Raw genomic sequence first — 14614 nt, forward strand, 5'->3', positions numbered from 1 at the left:
CTCCGGCACTGATATCCGGAGCCTCCCATGTCCTTTGCCAAACTCGACGATCTCGGCTACAAGCTCGAAGCGCTCGAACATGCCCTCTCCATTCTCGGCGCCGACGAAGCCACCCACATGGCCGTCGGCGGCGGCGAGAAGCGCGCCGAGGCGATGTCGAACCTGGCCGGCATGTACCACGCGCAGGCCACCGCCCCCCAGATCGCCGACTGGATCGAGGCCGCCAAACCCGAATCCGAGGATCAGCGTCTGGCCCTCGCCGAATTCAAGCGCAGCTACATCAACGCCACCTGCCTACCCACCGAGTTCGTCGAACGCCGCACCGCCGCCACCATGCGGTCAGAACAACTCTGGCGCGAACTGCGCGCCAAGAATGACTGGGACAGCTTCCTGCCCGCGCTCGAAGGCGTCGTCGCCCTGGTCTGCGAGGAAGCCCAATTGCGCGCCGATGCCCTCAAGCTGGCGCCCTATGACGCCCTGATGGAACAATACGATCCCGGCAACCGCACCGCCGAACTCGATACCGTATTTTCCGATCTCAAGACCTTCCTCAAAGGCTTCGTCCCCGAGGCGCTCGACGCCCAGGCCGAACGCCTCGCCAAGCGCCCGCGCAAATCCCTCAACGGCCCCTACCCCATCGAAAAGCAGCGCGAACTCGGCCTCGCCGCCATGCGCGCCGTCGGTTTCGATTTCACCCACGGCTCGCTCGCCGTCTCGCACCACCCGTTCTGTGGCGGTGTGCCCACCGACGTGCGCATGACCACGCGCTACCGCACCGACGAATTCCTCTCGTCCCTGATGGGCGTGCTGCACGAAACCGGCCACGCCCTTTACGAGCAGGGCCTGCCCAAAGCCTGGTCGCATTGGCCGCTCGGCAAGGCGCGTGGGATGGGCATCCATGAGAGCCAGTCGCTGTTCGTCGAGATGCAGCTTGCCCGCTCCCCCGAATTCTGGGAATTCGCCCTGCCGCTGGTGCACCTGCACCTTGGCGCCGACGCCATCCCCGGCTGGGATATCGAGGATGTGCTGGCCGAGGTGAACTTCGTTGAACGCGGCTATATCCGCGTCGATGCCGACGAGGTCACCTACCCGCTCCACGTCATCCTGCGCTACGAACTGGAACAGGACCTGGTCAACGGCAAGCTTGAGGCCAGCCAGATTCCCGAAGCCTGGGACGCCAAGATGACCGAATATCTCGGTCTGTCGACCCTCGCCGATCCCAAGGATGGCCCGATGCAGGACGTCCACTGGCCTGGCGGCGCATTCGGCTATTTCCCCAGCTACACCTTGGGCGCCATGATCGCCGCCCAGCAATGGGCCGCGCTGGAAAAGACCAATCCCAATGTCCGCTCCGACATCGCCAAGGGCGACTTCACCGGCGTCAATCAATGGCGCAGCGATAACATCTGGACTCAGGGCTCACGCTATTCCACCCCCGACCTCATCACCCGCGCCACCGGCGAGCCGCTCAACGCCGCGGTGTTCAAGTCACATCTGAAGCAGCGCTATCTCGGCTAGGAACGGCTCGGCGGCATCGGCGTTTTTCCTTCCCTGAAAGGAGAAACGCCATGATCCGCAAGCTCAAATCGGGCGAATACCGGCTCTATTCCCGCAAGGTCGACCCGGAAACCCACAAGCGGCGCAACCTCGGCACCTTCGACAACCGCGCCGCCGCCGAAAAACACGAGCGCGAAGTCCAATACTTCAAGCGGCACTGACCGCCCAAAAGCAAGAGGCCGCCCCGAGGGGCGGCCTGTTTCGTTCATCAAATGCCGACAGAACTAAAACTCGTTCCAGTCCTTATCCACCGCCGCATTACCGTGCGTCATATACGTGCGCGCGGCGGAAACCACCTTCTTCTGCAACGCCTTGATGCCCATGCTCCGCGGCGCCGGCTCCCGTGCCGGAGCCCGCGATGGCGCCGCAACCCGATGCTCGTCCAGCGTGAAAATCCCCACTACGCGGTCGAGCTCGCTGGCCTGCGCCTCGGTCTGCTCGATCGCCGCATTGGTCTCTTCCACCAGCGCGGCATTGTGCTGGGTCATCTCGTCCATGGTGCGAACCGCCACGGTGACTTCCTCGATCGCCGAGGCCTGCTCGCGGCTTTGGCGGGCAATCCCATCCATCAGCTCATGGCTCTGGCGCGCCGCCACCAGCATGGCCTGCAACTTGCCAGCGGCTTCCGCCACCAGCTTGCTGCCGCCATTCACTTCGCTGGCGCTCTGCTCGATCAACAGCTTGACCTCGCTGGACGCCTGCGCCGCCGATTGCGCCAGTCGCCGCACTTCCACCGCAACCACCGCAAAGCCCTTGCCGGCCTCACCAGCCCGCGCCGCTTCCACCGACGCGTTCAGCGCCAAGAGGTTAGTCTGGAAGGCGATATCGTCGATCAGCCCGATAATGTTGGAGATCTTGGACGATGACGCCGTGATCCTGTCCATGGCGAGATTGGCCTGGCTCATCACCTGCCCGCCCTCTTCGGCCGTCCGCGTCAGCGTACCGGCCGCCACGCTGGCATTATTGGCCCGCTCGGCGTTCTGCACCACCGTGACCGCCAACTGCTCCATCGCCGCCGAAGTCTCTTCGATCGTCGCCGCCTGCTTGGTGGTGCGTTCGCTCAGGTCATTGGCGCCGGACAGGATTTCGCTGGTGGCGGTCTTGAGCGCACCCGACGTCTCGCGCAACTGCCCGACGATATCGGTCAGCTTGTCCGCCACCGCATTGGTGTCGGCCTTGAGCTTGGCGAAGGCGCCGGAATATTCGCCCTCCATGCGCTTGGTCAGGTCGGTATCGGCCAGCGCAGCCAGCACGTCGCCGGTTTCGGAAAGCCCATGCTCGACGGTTTCCACCAGACCATTGACGCTCGACGCCAGGCCATTGAGTTCCGGATCGGGAAATTCCACCTCGACCCGGCGGCTGAAGTCGCCCGCGATGGCGGCGTCGACCACCAGCCCGAAGGCGCTCTGCAACTCGCTCATCATGGCGGCGCGGTTAGCTTGGTCGGCGATGATCCGCGCGGCTTCCGCCTCGGTCATCTGCGCAACGCGCTGGCCGTTTTGGCGGAACACCTCGACGGCGTTCGACATCTGCCCGATTTCGTCCTTTCGGCCGGCATAGGGCACTTCGATATCGAACTCGCTATTGGCGATCCGGCGCATCGTCGCTGTCATGCGCATCACCGGCTTGGCGATGGAATTACCCACCAGCCAGAACACCGCAATCGCCGCGAGCAGCACGCCGATGCCGCCGCCAATCATGATATTGCGCTGCTGGTCGGCCGCTGCGAGCAGGGTCGCCTCCGGCACCGCGGCAATGACCATCCATTTTTCGGTCGTGTTGGGAACGTCGAAATTTTTGACCGTCACGCGCCACGACGCGCCGCCGACGGTGTCGACATATTGATATACGTCCTTGTCCTTGAGCGCGTTGACGGCGTTGACCACCCAGGCGTCTTCCGCCTTGGTGCCCAGCACTTTGTCGTCGGCGTTGAGCAGCCAGACCTGCTGTTCGTCCAGAGCGCCGATAAAGCCGCTGCCCAGTGGCGCCTCGGCGCCGACCACGGCCTGGATCTGGCGCGAGTCGAAATCGATGCCCGAGACGCCAACCACCTTGCCGCTGGCGTCGTGGATCGTGTTGTAGAATGAGGTGTAGAGGATGCCGTCATAATTGATCGGACCCTGGATGGTCGGACCGTCGGCAGCCACGGGTGCATCCATCCAGCTAAAGGCCGCCGTCGCGATTGGGAACGGGACAATGCTGGCCTTGCCATTGGCATCGCGCTGGGCAAAGGCGGCAAAGTGGCCATCCGGCGTCATGAACGGTGAGGAGGCATAGAACTGATTGGCGGCAACCCCGGCGTCGGGCGTCAGCACGATCGAAACGCTGCTCGCCTTGGGCAGGCTTTCCAACTGCTGCAGCACGATGGCGCCGTAGGCATCCGGCATCATGGTTTGCGTCGAGAGCAGGGCCGTCGCCGTCTCCGCATTTGCCGTACTCGCCGCGACGTAACGGCCCAGTTCGACATTGATGGCGGCCGCCTTGTTTTCGGCAATGCCGAGCACGACCCGGTCGGCGTCGCTGAGGTCGCCCTCGCGGATGGTACTGACCACGTAGAACAAGCTGCCCGCGATGGCGATTGTGAAAACCGCCGCAGCGGCGAGGATCAGCTTGCCGCGCATCTTCAGCGCCGGCAGCCGGAAATTAGAGGTTTTTGACATTTGATTCTGCCCCGCAGCGTTCTGCTGCCCGTTTCGGCGCCTCATGCGCGTCTATGGGAATCTGCGGATTCGTCGTTAACGGAAGGTCAATTTCCGGCCTGCCCCGCAAAGATATCCATGGCACCGCCCGGCTAAAGTGTCGCAGCGCTGCCCCCTAAGCGTAAATCCCTACTGCTAAAGGATAATACACCGGGAATTGGCCGCTCGGATGGCCCACGACAAGCCCACCGCCCAGACGCTCACTGCCCCGGCAGGCCAAACCACACATTGGGCCGGAACGTTTGTGACGAGCGCCCGTTTCCAACCGTCGCCATTCCATCCATAAGCACCCGTGTACAAATTCAATCACGCCCGCTCGCCTGCCCGCGTTTCCGGTAGAGCCTCATGACCGCACGCCGTTACCCAATTGGTGCCGAGGCCACGCCCGATGGCACGCATTTCCGTGTCTGGGCTCTAGGTCACCGGGCCGTATCGCTCGTTCTCGAAGGTCATGTACCGCTGCCGATGCAGTCGGCCGAGGACGGCTATTTCAGCGTCTTCGTGCCTGATATCGGGCCGGACACGCGCTACCGGTTCCAGCTCGACGGCGGCGAGGCCCTGCCCGATCCCGCCACGCGCTGGCAGCCCGAAGGCCCCGAGGGTCCATCCGTCGTCACAGACAACATCTTCGCCTGGGGCGACGCCCACTGGCGCGGCGTCCCTCCCGACGGGCAGGTGCTGTACGAGGTCCATATCGGCACCTTCACCCCCGAAGGCACCTGGGACGCCGCCATCGAACGGTTGCAGACCCTGCGCGACCTCGGCATCACCGTCTTGCAGGTCATGCCGATCGGGGAATTCAATGGCACCTTCGGCTGGGGCTACGACACCGTCCTGCCCTACGCCCCCAGCCACCTCTACGGTCAGCCGGACGATCTGCGCCACTTCATCGACCGGGCCCACGCGCTGGGGATCGGCGTCATTCTCGACGTGGTCTACAACCATGCCGGCCTCGGCGATCGCTTCAAGGATTTCAGCCCCCACTATTTCAGCACCAAGCATCAGGGCGAATGGGGCGCCATCTTCAACTTCGACGACGACGGCGCGGCCGGTGTGCGCGAATTCATGGTGCAGAACGCCGTCTATTGGGTCCGCGAATTCCACTTCGACGGCCTGCGGCTGGACGCCACCCAGGCGCTGTTCGACGACAGCGACACCCACATCATCGCCGAAATCGCCGCCGCCGCCCGCGCCGCGGCGCCGGATCGCCAACTTTTCATCGTGGCGGAAAACCAGCCGCAGAACCGCCGCCTCGTCGACCGCCCCGAAGCCGGCGGCTATGGCATCGATGCTATCGGCAATGACGACTTTCACCATGCTGCCCGCGTCGCGCTGACCGGCCATAACGACTTCTACTATCGCGACTACCACGGCACGCCGAGCGAACTGCTCGCCGCCGCCAAATACGGTTTCCTTTATCAGGGCCAGCGCTCCGACATGCGCGAACAGCCCTATGGCACCCCGTCGCTGAACCTCAAGCCCACCAACTTCGTGCATTTCCTCGAGAACCACGATCAAGTCGCCAATTCGGCGCGTGGCCTGCGGATGGATCGCCTCGGATCGCCCGGCGCCGTGCGGGCGATTACCGCGCTATTCCTGCTCTCGCCGCAAACCCCTTGCCTGTTCCACGGCCAGGAATTCGGCGCCTCGACGCGCTTTCTCTATTTTGCCGGCTTCACCGGCGAAACCGCCGCCGCCATCGCCAAGGGTCGCGCGCAAAACCTGCGCCAGTTCGCCGGCGTTTCCGACCCGGCCATGGATGAGCGTCTTGCCGATCCGGCCGACCCGGCAACCTTTGCCGCCAGCAAGCTCGATTGGGCCGAATACGACCAGCACGGCGAAATCGTCGCCCTGCACCGCGACCTGCTCCGCCTGCGCCGCAGCGAAACCGCCTTCACCCAACAGGGCAAGGGCGCGCACATCGATGGCGCCGTGCTGGGCGACCAGGCGTTTTTCCTGCGTTATCTGGCGGAAGACGGCGATGACCGCCTGCTGTTCATCAATCTCGGCCACGACCGGCACATGAACATCATTCCCGATCCCCTGGTGGCCCCACCGGCGGGCCGGCACTGGGAAGCGATCTGGTCGAGCGAGCATCCCGACTATGGCGGGTCCGGTCGCTACGCCTCGGATATGAGCAAATTCTGGATTTTGCCCGGCCGGAGCGCGCTATTGTTTGGCGCCATCGATATGAAGGCCCGCATCGCTGCGAGCCTCATAAGTTCGATCAGGCGCTCGGTGCAGTGACCTATTCGTCCCGATAGACCTTCTCGCGGCGCTCGTGCATTTCCTGGGCTTCCAGGCTGAGCGTGGCGATCGGGCGGGCGTCGAGCCGGGCGATCCCGATGGGTTCGCCGGTTTCTTCGCAATAACCATACGTGTTGTCGTCGATCCGCTTAAGCGCGGCGTCGATCTTGGAGATCAGCTTGCGCTGACGATCGCGGGTCCGCAGTTCCAGCGAACGATCGCTTTCCGAGCTGGCACGATCGGCCATATCGGGATGGTTCTGGCTTTCTTCCTGCAGGTTTTCCAGGGTGCCGCGGCTTTCGCGAAGGATATCTTCCTTCCAGCCGTTCAGGCGGGCCCGAAAATACTCCCGCTGCCGCGGGTTCATGAACGGCTCGTCGTCACTGGGCCGGTATTCAACTACGTCAACAACCGAAGACATCAGCAGACTCAACTCCAATGCACCCCATAAGTGGGCCTCTATAGTCCAGCAGGCGAGGACCGGCAAGCGGCCAACGGCGCTGTGATTAACTTGTGAGACCCCTTTCGCATCAGGCGCATAGCGCCCGATCGATGACATTGTAACGACGCTGTCTCTCAAAGACCGTTTGGAAACTCGTTCCGGCAAGTCAGATGGCCGCTCAAAAGGCTGGAAACAGCCCGAGCTTGGCCAGCTCAACCCGCACCCGCAGGTCGATATCGTCGAGCAGACCATCGAGGCCCGGCTCGGACCGTTCGCGCGCCTGGGCCACCATGGCCATGAGATTGTTGAGCCGTTCGGGGCTGACCTGTCCGGCCAGCAGATCGGCTTTCACCTCTTCCAGCTCATCGAGCAGCGTGCGGGCAAGCATGATGACCTTTTTCTTGCGTCCATGCAGCGGGTCTTCGACACCCTGCAGCGCCAGCAGATAATCCAGCGACGCGGCGGCGGCGGCCGGTGCGGTGGTGGCGGCCCGGGCCGGCGCCTCGGCACCCGTCGGATTGAAGACAGCGCCGCCCTGATCGCGACCCGCCGGGCCGCGTCCATTGACGCCGTTGTTTCGCTGGACAGTGTCGATGCGCAAGGAGGGGACTCAAATGAATTGGTGTCTATATCCGGCAAAATCTGCCGCAATCTCTTAACAAGACGTTAACAGGCCCGGCAAGAATTGCTTACCCCGCCCCTCGCCAAGGCCATCGCGGCGGCAGATGACAGCTTGGACATCACAAAACCCCATATTTATCAGCTCGTTAACCGCAGTGTATCTGCTTTGGCACGGTTTTCGCTAATGGGAGGGTGAAGCGGTGCCATGGGGATGGCGCTGCCCCATCGGGGACCCAAGACTATGGCAAAGCTGTTACGGATTGTATTGGCGGGCTGGATCGCGGCAGCGACCTTGATCGCGCCGATGGCGCCCGCCCAGGCCGCCGCGGCGCGGATCAAGGACATCGTCGATGTCGAAGGCATCCGCGAAAACCAGCTCGTCGGCTACGGCCTTGTAGTCGGCCTCGACGGCACTGGCGACAGCCTCAACAATTCGCCATTCACCAAGCAATCGCTGCAATCCATGCTGGAGCGGCTCGGCGTCAACACCGCCGGCCAGAACGTGCGCACCGCCAACGTCGCCGCCGTGATGGTCACCGCCAACCTGCCGCCCTTCTCCACCCAGGGTTCGCGCATGGACGTGTCGGTCGCCTCCCTCGGCGACAGCAAGAGCCTGCAAGGCGGCACCCTATTGGTGACCCCCCTGCTCGGCGCCGATGGCGAAGTCTACGCCATCGCCCAGGGCCCGGTCTCCATCAACGGCTTCAAGGCCCAAGGCGACGCCGCCACGATCATCTCGGGCGTGCCGACCACCGGCCGCATTTCCTCCGGCGCCGTGATCGAACGCGAAATCGACTTCAAGCTGGGCGCCCAGTCCACGCTCCGTCTTGCCCTCCGCAATCCCGACCTCACCACCTCGCGCCGCATTGCCCTGGCCATCAACGATTTTATCGGCACCCCAACCGCGACCCCCGAAGACCCCTCCACCGTGCGGCTCACCCTGCCCCGCGGCTTCAACGGCAATATCGTCGACCTGGTGACCGATATCGAACAACTGGTCATCGAAACCGACCAGACCGCCAAGATCGTCATCGACGAGAATTCCGGCATCATCGTCATCGGCAAGGATGTGCGGGTTTCCAGCGTCGCTGTGGCTCAGTCCAACCTGACCGTAACCATCGCCGAAAACCCCACCGTGGTGCAGCCCGCCCCGCTCAGCAACGGCGTGACGGCGGTGCAGCCGAGCACCAATATCAACGCCAACCTCTCCAATACCGCTCTAGCCGTCGTCAACGAGTCGGTGACACTGCAGCAACTGGTCGATGGCCTCAATGCGCTGGGCATCGCCCCGCGCGACCTCATCGCTATCCTGCAGGCCATCAAGGCTACCGGTGCGCTGCAAGCCGAAATCGAGGTGCTGTAATGGAACTGCGTGGCGCCACGCCAACCCAGCCCACCAGCCTTGATCCAGCCGCCATGGGCCGCCTGCGCAAGCAGGCCGAAGAACTCGAAGGCGTGTTCCTCAACACGCTGACCAAGCAGATGTTTTCCTCCCTCAAGACCGACCAGGCCTCGTTTGGCGGCGGCTTCGGGGAAGAAACCTGGCGCTCGATGCAGTCCGAACAGATCGCCAATTCCATGGCCCAGAACGGCGGGCTCGGCATTGCCGACCAGATGATGGGCGATTTGGTGAAGATGCAGGAAGCCGCCCAAAATCCTTACAATATGACCTCTAAGGGAGCATCGACACGATGACCGCCGCAGCCCGCATTGAAGCTCTCGACACCATGCCATCGCCCGATCTGTGCAGCCAGGCGGAAATCGCGCTGACGGCTCTGGTCGATGTGATGAACCAGGAGACCACCCTGCTGCGCGCCGGCCGTCACAACCAGGCCGTCGCCCTGACCGCCGAGAAGGCGCGTCTGGCCCAGGATTATGTGGTGCTGGCCCGCTCGGTGCAGCGCCAGGCGGCCCGGCTTCAGGCCGACGCACCCGAGCTGATCGATCGCCTGCGCAATGGCCACGAGCGCCTCGCCACCCAGATGGCGGAGAATCTTCGCGTATTGGCAACGGCCCGCACGGTCACCGAAGACCTGCTGTCCGACGTCGCCGAAATGGTCGGACAACACGACAAGGCCCGCATTTACGGCAAAAGCGGCGCCATTTCCGTCGATCCGGCTTCCTCGGCCCGCGGCATCGCGGTCAATCGCTCCCTTTGATTTGTCTCCCATTTGATTAAAAACCCTGGAGATCGGGCAAGACTGGCGTAAAGCCCATGCATCTATCCTGCGAACGGCATTGAAGCCGCAAAGGATAGTTTTATGGTCGCCAGAATCGCGTCCGATCCCATTTTGGTCAGCACCCACAGCCTGACCGATTTTCGTTCGCGCCAAGTGACCGGCGAGCGCTCGCTGTTGCAGGACGGCGTCCTCCCGACCCCCAAGAATTCCGACGCCGGCGGTCGCTTTCCTGATCCCGAGCAGCAGTCGCAACCCGAGCATAAAGAGCCCGTAGCGCCGTTGCTGCCTCCGGGCGCGATGTTCGCGGCAGCCGTTATTGCCGGCCGCCTGTCGCCGCGCCCCGAAACTCTGGAAGAAGTTTACGCACGCATCGGCAGCGCCTGGATTCCCCCCGAATCCGAATTTCAGCTCCGCGACTTCGCGGTTTAGCGCCGACGTTCCCATTGCCGCTGAACAGCCGCCGCACCGGGCCACTCCCGTGTTGGCGGCGATTCTCGTTGGGGCGCCCTCCTCCGCCGGTACAGAAATGGCCCGGAGCCGGCGTCACGCGCTCGCGGCATTCGCAATGCACCTGCCAGCCACCCGGCAAACCTTGCCGAGCGCCGCGCTATCAGGCGTTTTCCGCCCGAACCCGCAGCTTCACACGCCGTTAACCGGCCGCTGAAATCGCACAGATAGTTGCTAATGCGATGGGCCAATTAACCAATTTTTATATCCTGTCGGGCAAGGATCAGGGCGTCTCAGGAAGAGGCGTTCGTAACTAATCGAATCCTAGAAAAGGACTACAAGAATGGCAAATATCAATTTGACGGCAGCCGTCCGTTCAAACCTGTCGGCTCTCCAGGGCACTGCGACCCTGATGGCCAAGACCCAGGACCGCCTTTCGACCGGCAACAAGGTCAACTCCGCTCTCGACAACCCGACCAACTTCTTCACGGCCGCCTCGTTGAACAGCCGTTCCAACGACCTGAACAACCTGATGGATTCGATGGCCAATGGCGTCAAGACCATCGAAGCTGCCAATAACGGCCTGACCTCGATCACCAAGAACCTGGAATCGATGCAGTCCACTCTGCGTCAGGCTCGCCAGGACAAGTCGTTCCTGACCGCCTCCTACACTCTGGCTTCCCCTCCTCCGGCTGCAACCGTGTCCAGCTCGTTCACGCTTGCTGGCGGCTCGCTCGGCACTGCCACCGTTCTCACCGGCAAGGCCGTCATGACTCAGGCGACTGCTATTGCTGCCGGCGGCATTGCCCTGGCTGACAATGGCAAGCAGCTCAAGATCAGCGATGGCGTCACCACCACTTCCGACATCACCCTGGCCACTGGCGACACTGCCCAGATGATCGCCGACAAGATCAATGCTGCTGCCAGCTCCGCTGACGCCAAGGTTTCGGCTTCGGTTGACGCTGCCGGCAAGCTCGCGATCGCCAACACCACCAGCACGGGCACGCCCACTGCTGTGACGATCACTGAAGGTACCACCACTGGTGGTGCTGCTACCATCGGCGCTTCGGTTGCATCCTTTGCCGCCAAGACCACCGATGAAATGGTCAACACGATCAACGACACCGTCGCCCTTCAGGGCAAGGTTCGTGCGTCGAACGACAACGGCAAGCTGCGTCTCGAGAACGACTCGACCCAGAAGCTGACCGTTACCGGCGGCACCTACATGACCGGTCAGGGCTCGATCGGTGGCAACACCGTCCGCTCCGATCTGGCCACCCAGTTCAACCAGCTGCGTGACCAGCTCGACAAGCTGTCGGATGACGCTTCGTTCAACGGTATCAACCTGCTGCGTGGCGACAAGTTGAAGATCACCTTCAACGAAACCGGCACCTCCTCGATCGACATCAGCACCAAGGGCCAGAAGGCCGTCAACTCGTCCAACCTGAAGGTCACGACGACGCTTGCTGCCAAGGATCTGGACAGCGACGATCAGATCGACGGCTACATCGCTCAGATCGGCACCGCGCTGACTTCGGTTCGTTCGCAGGCTTCGTCCTTCGGTTCGAACCTCTCGATCGTCCAGAACCGTCAGGACTTCACCAAGTCCATGACCAACACTCTGGAAACCGGCGCTGGCAACCTGACCCTGGCCGACATGAACCAGGAAGCTGCCAACATGCTGGCTCTGCAGACCCGTCAGTCGCTGGCTCAGTCGACCCTGTCGATGGCCAACCAGGCCGACCAGGGCGTGCTCCAGCTGCTCCGTTAATCTCGGTTCGGCAAATATCGGAAAAGGCGGGCCTCGTGCCCGCCTTTTCTTTTTTCGCCTCCCCTATCGGCACGCCGAGATGGATTAGGCTACAACGATCACGAATTGATTCAATTCGGAGGCATGCAATTGGCGCTCAAGGTCGAACTGAAGCCGGGTGAGAAGCTGCTGGTGGGCAATTGCATCATCACCAACTCCGACCAGCGCACGCGGCTGTTTATAGAGGGCCAGGCGCCTATTCTTCGCGAAAAAGATATACTGACGCCAACTACAGCCGATACGCCCGCAAAGCGCGTCTACTTGGCCGTCCAGATCATGTATATAGAGAATAATACTGATGTGCTGCGTCGAGAATACTTCTCCCTGATCAACGATATCGTCACGGCCGCCCCGTCCAGTATGGCCATTGTGGATCGAATTAGTAACGACATCTTAACGGGGGCATTGTACAAAGCTCTTAAGTCGGCGAAGCAACTTATTCAATTCGAACAGGATCTTATCGAAAATGCAGCATCACGGGGCGCAAGCTTATCAGCAGGTGACCAAGACCGTTGAGACCCCCCGCGAGCGTGAAGCGGCACTCCTGATCAAAGCCGCCGCTTCCCTGCAGAATATTCGCGATACTTGGCCGCAAGACTTCGACCAGCTGAGCAAGGCCCTGACATTCAACCGCAAGCTCTGGACCATCTTCATGAGCTCCGCCGCCATGGAGAACAGCCCCCTCCCCCAGCAGGTCCGCCAGAACATCGTCAACCTCGGCCTGTTCATTCTGAACCAGACGCGCGAACTGACCATGGAACCACAGCCGCACAAACTCGACGGCATCATCAATATCAACCGCCAGATCGCCGCCGGCCTCCGCGCCATGCCAGCCTGATCGGCAGGACAGAAAAACAAAAAGCCCTCGACTTCGGTCGGGGGCTTTTTTGTTCGTAGAGTTTTGAAAACCACGCCGCTCTGATCTCGGCCTCGCCGACACACAAAAAAGCCCCCGGCCAAGGCCAGGGGCTTCATCATCGCTGATCGCGAGTTACATATAGTTCGACAGGCTGAGCTTGCTCACCGCTGCCGTCACCTGGTAGCTCGCCTGCAACCGGGTCTGCAGCGCCAGGATCGCCATTGCGGTGTCGTTCTGACTGACCGTTTCGACATTGGTCAGCAGGTTTTCCAACTGGTTCTTGTAGTTGGTGTGGCGCTCCGTGGCGCTGTGGCTGGCCATGGTGGCCACCGACAGATCCATGGTGATGCGCTCGATCGAGCCGGCCTCGGAATTGTGGCCTTCCGACATTGCCTTCTGCTGCCGGCTGGCCATGCCATCGAACAGTTCCCGCGATTGCCGGTAGCCGGCGCTGACCGCGGCTTCGTACTCTTCCAGCTTGGCCACGCGCGTGGCATCGTCCGGCAGCGCCATGGCGTCGAGCCTGATCTGCTCGATGCTCGGCTTGGCCCGTACATCGGCTTCCACCGGATACTGCGTCACCGCCAAGGCCGCCTGCGTCCGCACCAGCTTCAGCAACCCGCTTTCAGTGGCCTGGATGCCATACTTGGCCGTCGTCGCATCGTCGACCTTGGCAGCAACGCTGGCGCGAGGGTCGGCGCTGGTCTGGCCGGCATACCAGAACACCACGTCATTCGGATCGGCATCCACGAGGCTGGTGGCCGGAGGGCCGCCCGCGGGGCGCTTGGGCACGCCATTATCGTCGAAGAAATCGTTGGCGGCGGCGAAGGTCGATGCCGCCTGCAGTTCCCCGCCGCTCTTCTGCTTGAGGCTGGTCTCCAGCGCCGTGCGGAAATTGGCCGCCATCACGTCCGGATCGGCATCGATCGTGAACGCGCCGTCGCCCGGAATGGCATCGGTCGTGGCCGTCAGGGTAACCTGCGTCTCGCTGCCGTCCGGCAACGTCAGGCCGATGATGACATGCTGACCCGGCGTGGGCTCGGCAGAGAAGGTCACCGACAGGTCTTTCGGCGTACCGGCAGCCTGGGTCACCGCAATCGCCGGAGCGCCGTTGGTGGAGATCGTGGAGAGCTTGTAGCCAAACGGATGGGTGCCATCCTCGGCCAGGTGTACCGCGCCGCTGCCGGCGACGACTGCGGGCAGGCTCAGCCTTCCCATCTTGTCAGTACCCTGGTCGGCGGCCAGGCGCTCCGACAGGATCTGCCGATAGCCGAGCCGGCCGCCTTCACCGTTCAGCAGCACGTCGGTGGTCTGCACCGGCGGCTTGTCGGTGACATTGCCGCCGAACAGATAGCGCCCGGCAACATCCTGGTTCAGCATGGTGACGACTTCGTCGAGCCGGGCAAGCGACAGGCCCGGCAGCGTCGCCATGTTGATGTCGTTGGTGCCGTAGTCGCCGGTGGTCACCGCGGTGCGCGCTTCGCTCTCGATCCCGTCGAACCGGGTCATGGATTTGTCGAGAAAGCTCAGGCGCAGGTCGATGATGTCGATATTGCCCTTATAGCCCTCGATCTTGTCGAGCCGCGAGCGCACGCTGAGCGACATCGGCAGGTCGCGCCCCATGCCGGCCAGCGTTGATGCCTTCTGGCCGGTGCCGAGCTGCATCTGCATGTCCGATAGCTGCTGCTGCATCTGCGAGATCACGGAGAAACCGGTCTGCACCGGGAACATCGTTTTGTTGACGATCATCTT

General features: G+C 62.5%; 14 protein-coding genes. 10 read left to right on the top strand and 4 right to left on the bottom strand.

What is annotated here, in order from left to right:
- Positions 1 to 27: 27 nt before the first annotated feature.
- Together JWP26_RS18185 and JWP26_RS18190 are read left to right on the top strand one after the other, a co-directional pair.
- Entirely contained in the window at positions 28 to 1518 is a 1491-nt protein-coding gene (locus JWP26_RS18185; RefSeq protein WP_299731029.1) for a carboxypeptidase M32, read from the top strand.
- A 50-nt stretch (positions 1519 to 1568) separates the two neighbouring features.
- Positions 1569 to 1718, top strand: coding sequence for a hypothetical protein (locus JWP26_RS18190; protein ID WP_299731032.1), 150 nt, complete (start codon positions 1569 to 1571; stop codon positions 1716 to 1718).
- A 63-nt stretch (positions 1719 to 1781) separates the two neighbouring features.
- On the opposite strand, the gene JWP26_RS18195 is transcribed toward JWP26_RS18190, so the two are convergent.
- Complete coding sequence (locus JWP26_RS18195) at positions 1782 to 4217, bottom strand: methyl-accepting chemotaxis protein (RefSeq protein ID WP_299731035.1); 2436 nt, start codon at positions 4215 to 4217, stop codon at positions 1782 to 1784.
- A 384-nt stretch (positions 4218 to 4601) separates the two neighbouring features.
- On the opposite strand from JWP26_RS18195, the gene treZ reads away from it, so the two are divergent.
- Positions 4602 to 6503: a malto-oligosyltrehalose trehalohydrolase gene (gene treZ / locus JWP26_RS18200; RefSeq protein ID WP_299731038.1), complete on the top strand. Its 1902-nt coding sequence runs from the start codon at positions 4602 to 4604 to the stop codon at positions 6501 to 6503.
- Position 6504: 1 nt separating this feature from the next.
- Here treZ and dksA read toward each other — a convergent pair whose 3' ends face one another.
- Complete coding sequence (gene dksA, locus JWP26_RS18205; protein ID WP_299731228.1) at positions 6505 to 6924, bottom strand: RNA polymerase-binding protein DksA; 420 nt, start codon at positions 6922 to 6924, stop codon at positions 6505 to 6507.
- Positions 6925 to 7123: 199 nt separating this feature from the next.
- Complete coding sequence (locus tag JWP26_RS18210; RefSeq protein WP_299731041.1) at positions 7124 to 7546, bottom strand: flagellar assembly protein FliX; 423 nt, start codon at positions 7544 to 7546, stop codon at positions 7124 to 7126.
- Between the two features lie 324 nt (positions 7547 to 7870).
- Here JWP26_RS18210 and JWP26_RS18215 point away from each other — a divergent pair, with 324 nt between their 5' ends.
- From JWP26_RS18215 to flaF, 7 genes are all read left to right on the top strand, one after another.
- Positions 7871 to 8929 (top strand): flagellar basal body P-ring protein FlgI, encoded by a 1059-nt coding sequence (locus tag JWP26_RS18215; protein WP_299731231.1) that lies wholly within the window; start codon positions 7871 to 7873, stop codon positions 8927 to 8929.
- Positions 8929 to 9261: a rod-binding protein gene (locus JWP26_RS18220; RefSeq protein ID WP_299731044.1), complete on the top strand. Its 333-nt coding sequence runs from the start codon at positions 8929 to 8931 to the stop codon at positions 9259 to 9261. The genes JWP26_RS18215 and JWP26_RS18220 overlap by 1 nt, the downstream gene beginning before the upstream one ends.
- Positions 9258 to 9725 (top strand): flagellar protein FlgN, encoded by a 468-nt coding sequence (locus JWP26_RS18225; RefSeq protein ID WP_299731047.1) that lies wholly within the window; start codon positions 9258 to 9260, stop codon positions 9723 to 9725. The genes JWP26_RS18220 and JWP26_RS18225 overlap by 4 nt, the downstream gene beginning before the upstream one ends.
- Before the next feature lie 102 nt (positions 9726 to 9827).
- On the top strand, positions 9828 to 10175 hold the full coding sequence (locus tag JWP26_RS18230) for a hypothetical protein (protein ID WP_299731050.1): 348 nt from the start codon (positions 9828 to 9830) through the stop codon (positions 10173 to 10175).
- Positions 10176 to 10536: 361 nt separating this feature from the next.
- Entirely contained in the window at positions 10537 to 11964 is a 1428-nt protein-coding gene (locus tag JWP26_RS18235) for a flagellin (protein WP_299731053.1), read from the top strand.
- Between the two features lie 129 nt (positions 11965 to 12093).
- A complete protein-coding gene (gene flbT, locus JWP26_RS18240; protein ID WP_299731056.1) occupies positions 12094 to 12519 on the top strand; it encodes a flagellar biosynthesis repressor FlbT in 426 nt (141 codons plus the stop codon).
- A complete protein-coding gene (flaF, locus tag JWP26_RS18245; protein WP_299731059.1) occupies positions 12503 to 12841 on the top strand; it encodes a flagellar biosynthesis regulator FlaF in 339 nt (112 codons plus the stop codon). Before flbT ends, flaF begins: the two co-directional genes overlap by 17 nt.
- A 153-nt stretch (positions 12842 to 12994) precedes the next feature.
- On the opposite strand, the gene JWP26_RS18250 is transcribed toward flaF, so the two are convergent.
- Positions 12995 to 14611, bottom strand: a complete 1617-nt coding sequence (locus JWP26_RS18250; RefSeq protein ID WP_299731062.1) for a hypothetical protein — start codon at positions 14609 to 14611, stop codon at positions 12995 to 12997.
- Positions 14612 to 14614: the final 3 nt, after the last annotated feature.

The organism is Devosia sp. (assembly GCF_028290435.1).
GTDB lineage: Bacteria > Pseudomonadota > Alphaproteobacteria > Rhizobiales > Devosiaceae > Devosia.

What these genes read in the sequence shown, in the direction of transcription:
- JWP26_RS18185 (WP_299731029.1), top strand. Translation starts at nt 28, where the DNA reads ATGTCCTTTGCCAAACTCGACGATCTCGGCTACAAGCTCGAAGCGCTC.
- JWP26_RS18190 (WP_299731032.1), top strand. Translation starts at nt 1,569, where the DNA reads ATGATCCGCAAGCTCAAATCGGGCGAATACCGGCTCTATTCCCGCAAG.
- JWP26_RS18195 (WP_299731035.1), bottom strand. Translation starts at nt 4,217, where the DNA reads ATGTCAAAAACCTCTAATTTCCGGCTGCCGGCGCTGAAGATGCGCGGC.
- treZ (WP_299731038.1), top strand. Translation starts at nt 4,602, where the DNA reads ATGACCGCACGCCGTTACCCAATTGGTGCCGAGGCCACGCCCGATGGC.
- dksA (WP_299731228.1), bottom strand. Translation starts at nt 6,924, where the DNA reads ATGTCTTCGGTTGTTGACGTAGTTGAATACCGGCCCAGTGACGACGAG.
- JWP26_RS18215 (WP_299731231.1), top strand. Translation starts at nt 7,871, where the DNA reads ATGGCGCCCGCCCAGGCCGCCGCGGCGCGGATCAAGGACATCGTCGAT.
- JWP26_RS18220 (WP_299731044.1), top strand. Translation starts at nt 8,929, where the DNA reads ATGGAACTGCGTGGCGCCACGCCAACCCAGCCCACCAGCCTTGATCCA.
- JWP26_RS18225 (WP_299731047.1), top strand. Translation starts at nt 9,258, where the DNA reads ATGACCGCCGCAGCCCGCATTGAAGCTCTCGACACCATGCCATCGCCC.
- JWP26_RS18230 (WP_299731050.1), top strand. Translation starts at nt 9,828, where the DNA reads ATGGTCGCCAGAATCGCGTCCGATCCCATTTTGGTCAGCACCCACAGC.
- JWP26_RS18235 (WP_299731053.1), top strand. Translation starts at nt 10,537, where the DNA reads ATGGCAAATATCAATTTGACGGCAGCCGTCCGTTCAAACCTGTCGGCT.
- JWP26_RS18250 (WP_299731062.1), bottom strand. Translation starts at nt 14,611, where the DNA reads ATGATCGTCAACAAAACGATGTTCCCGGTGCAGACCGGTTTCTCCGTG.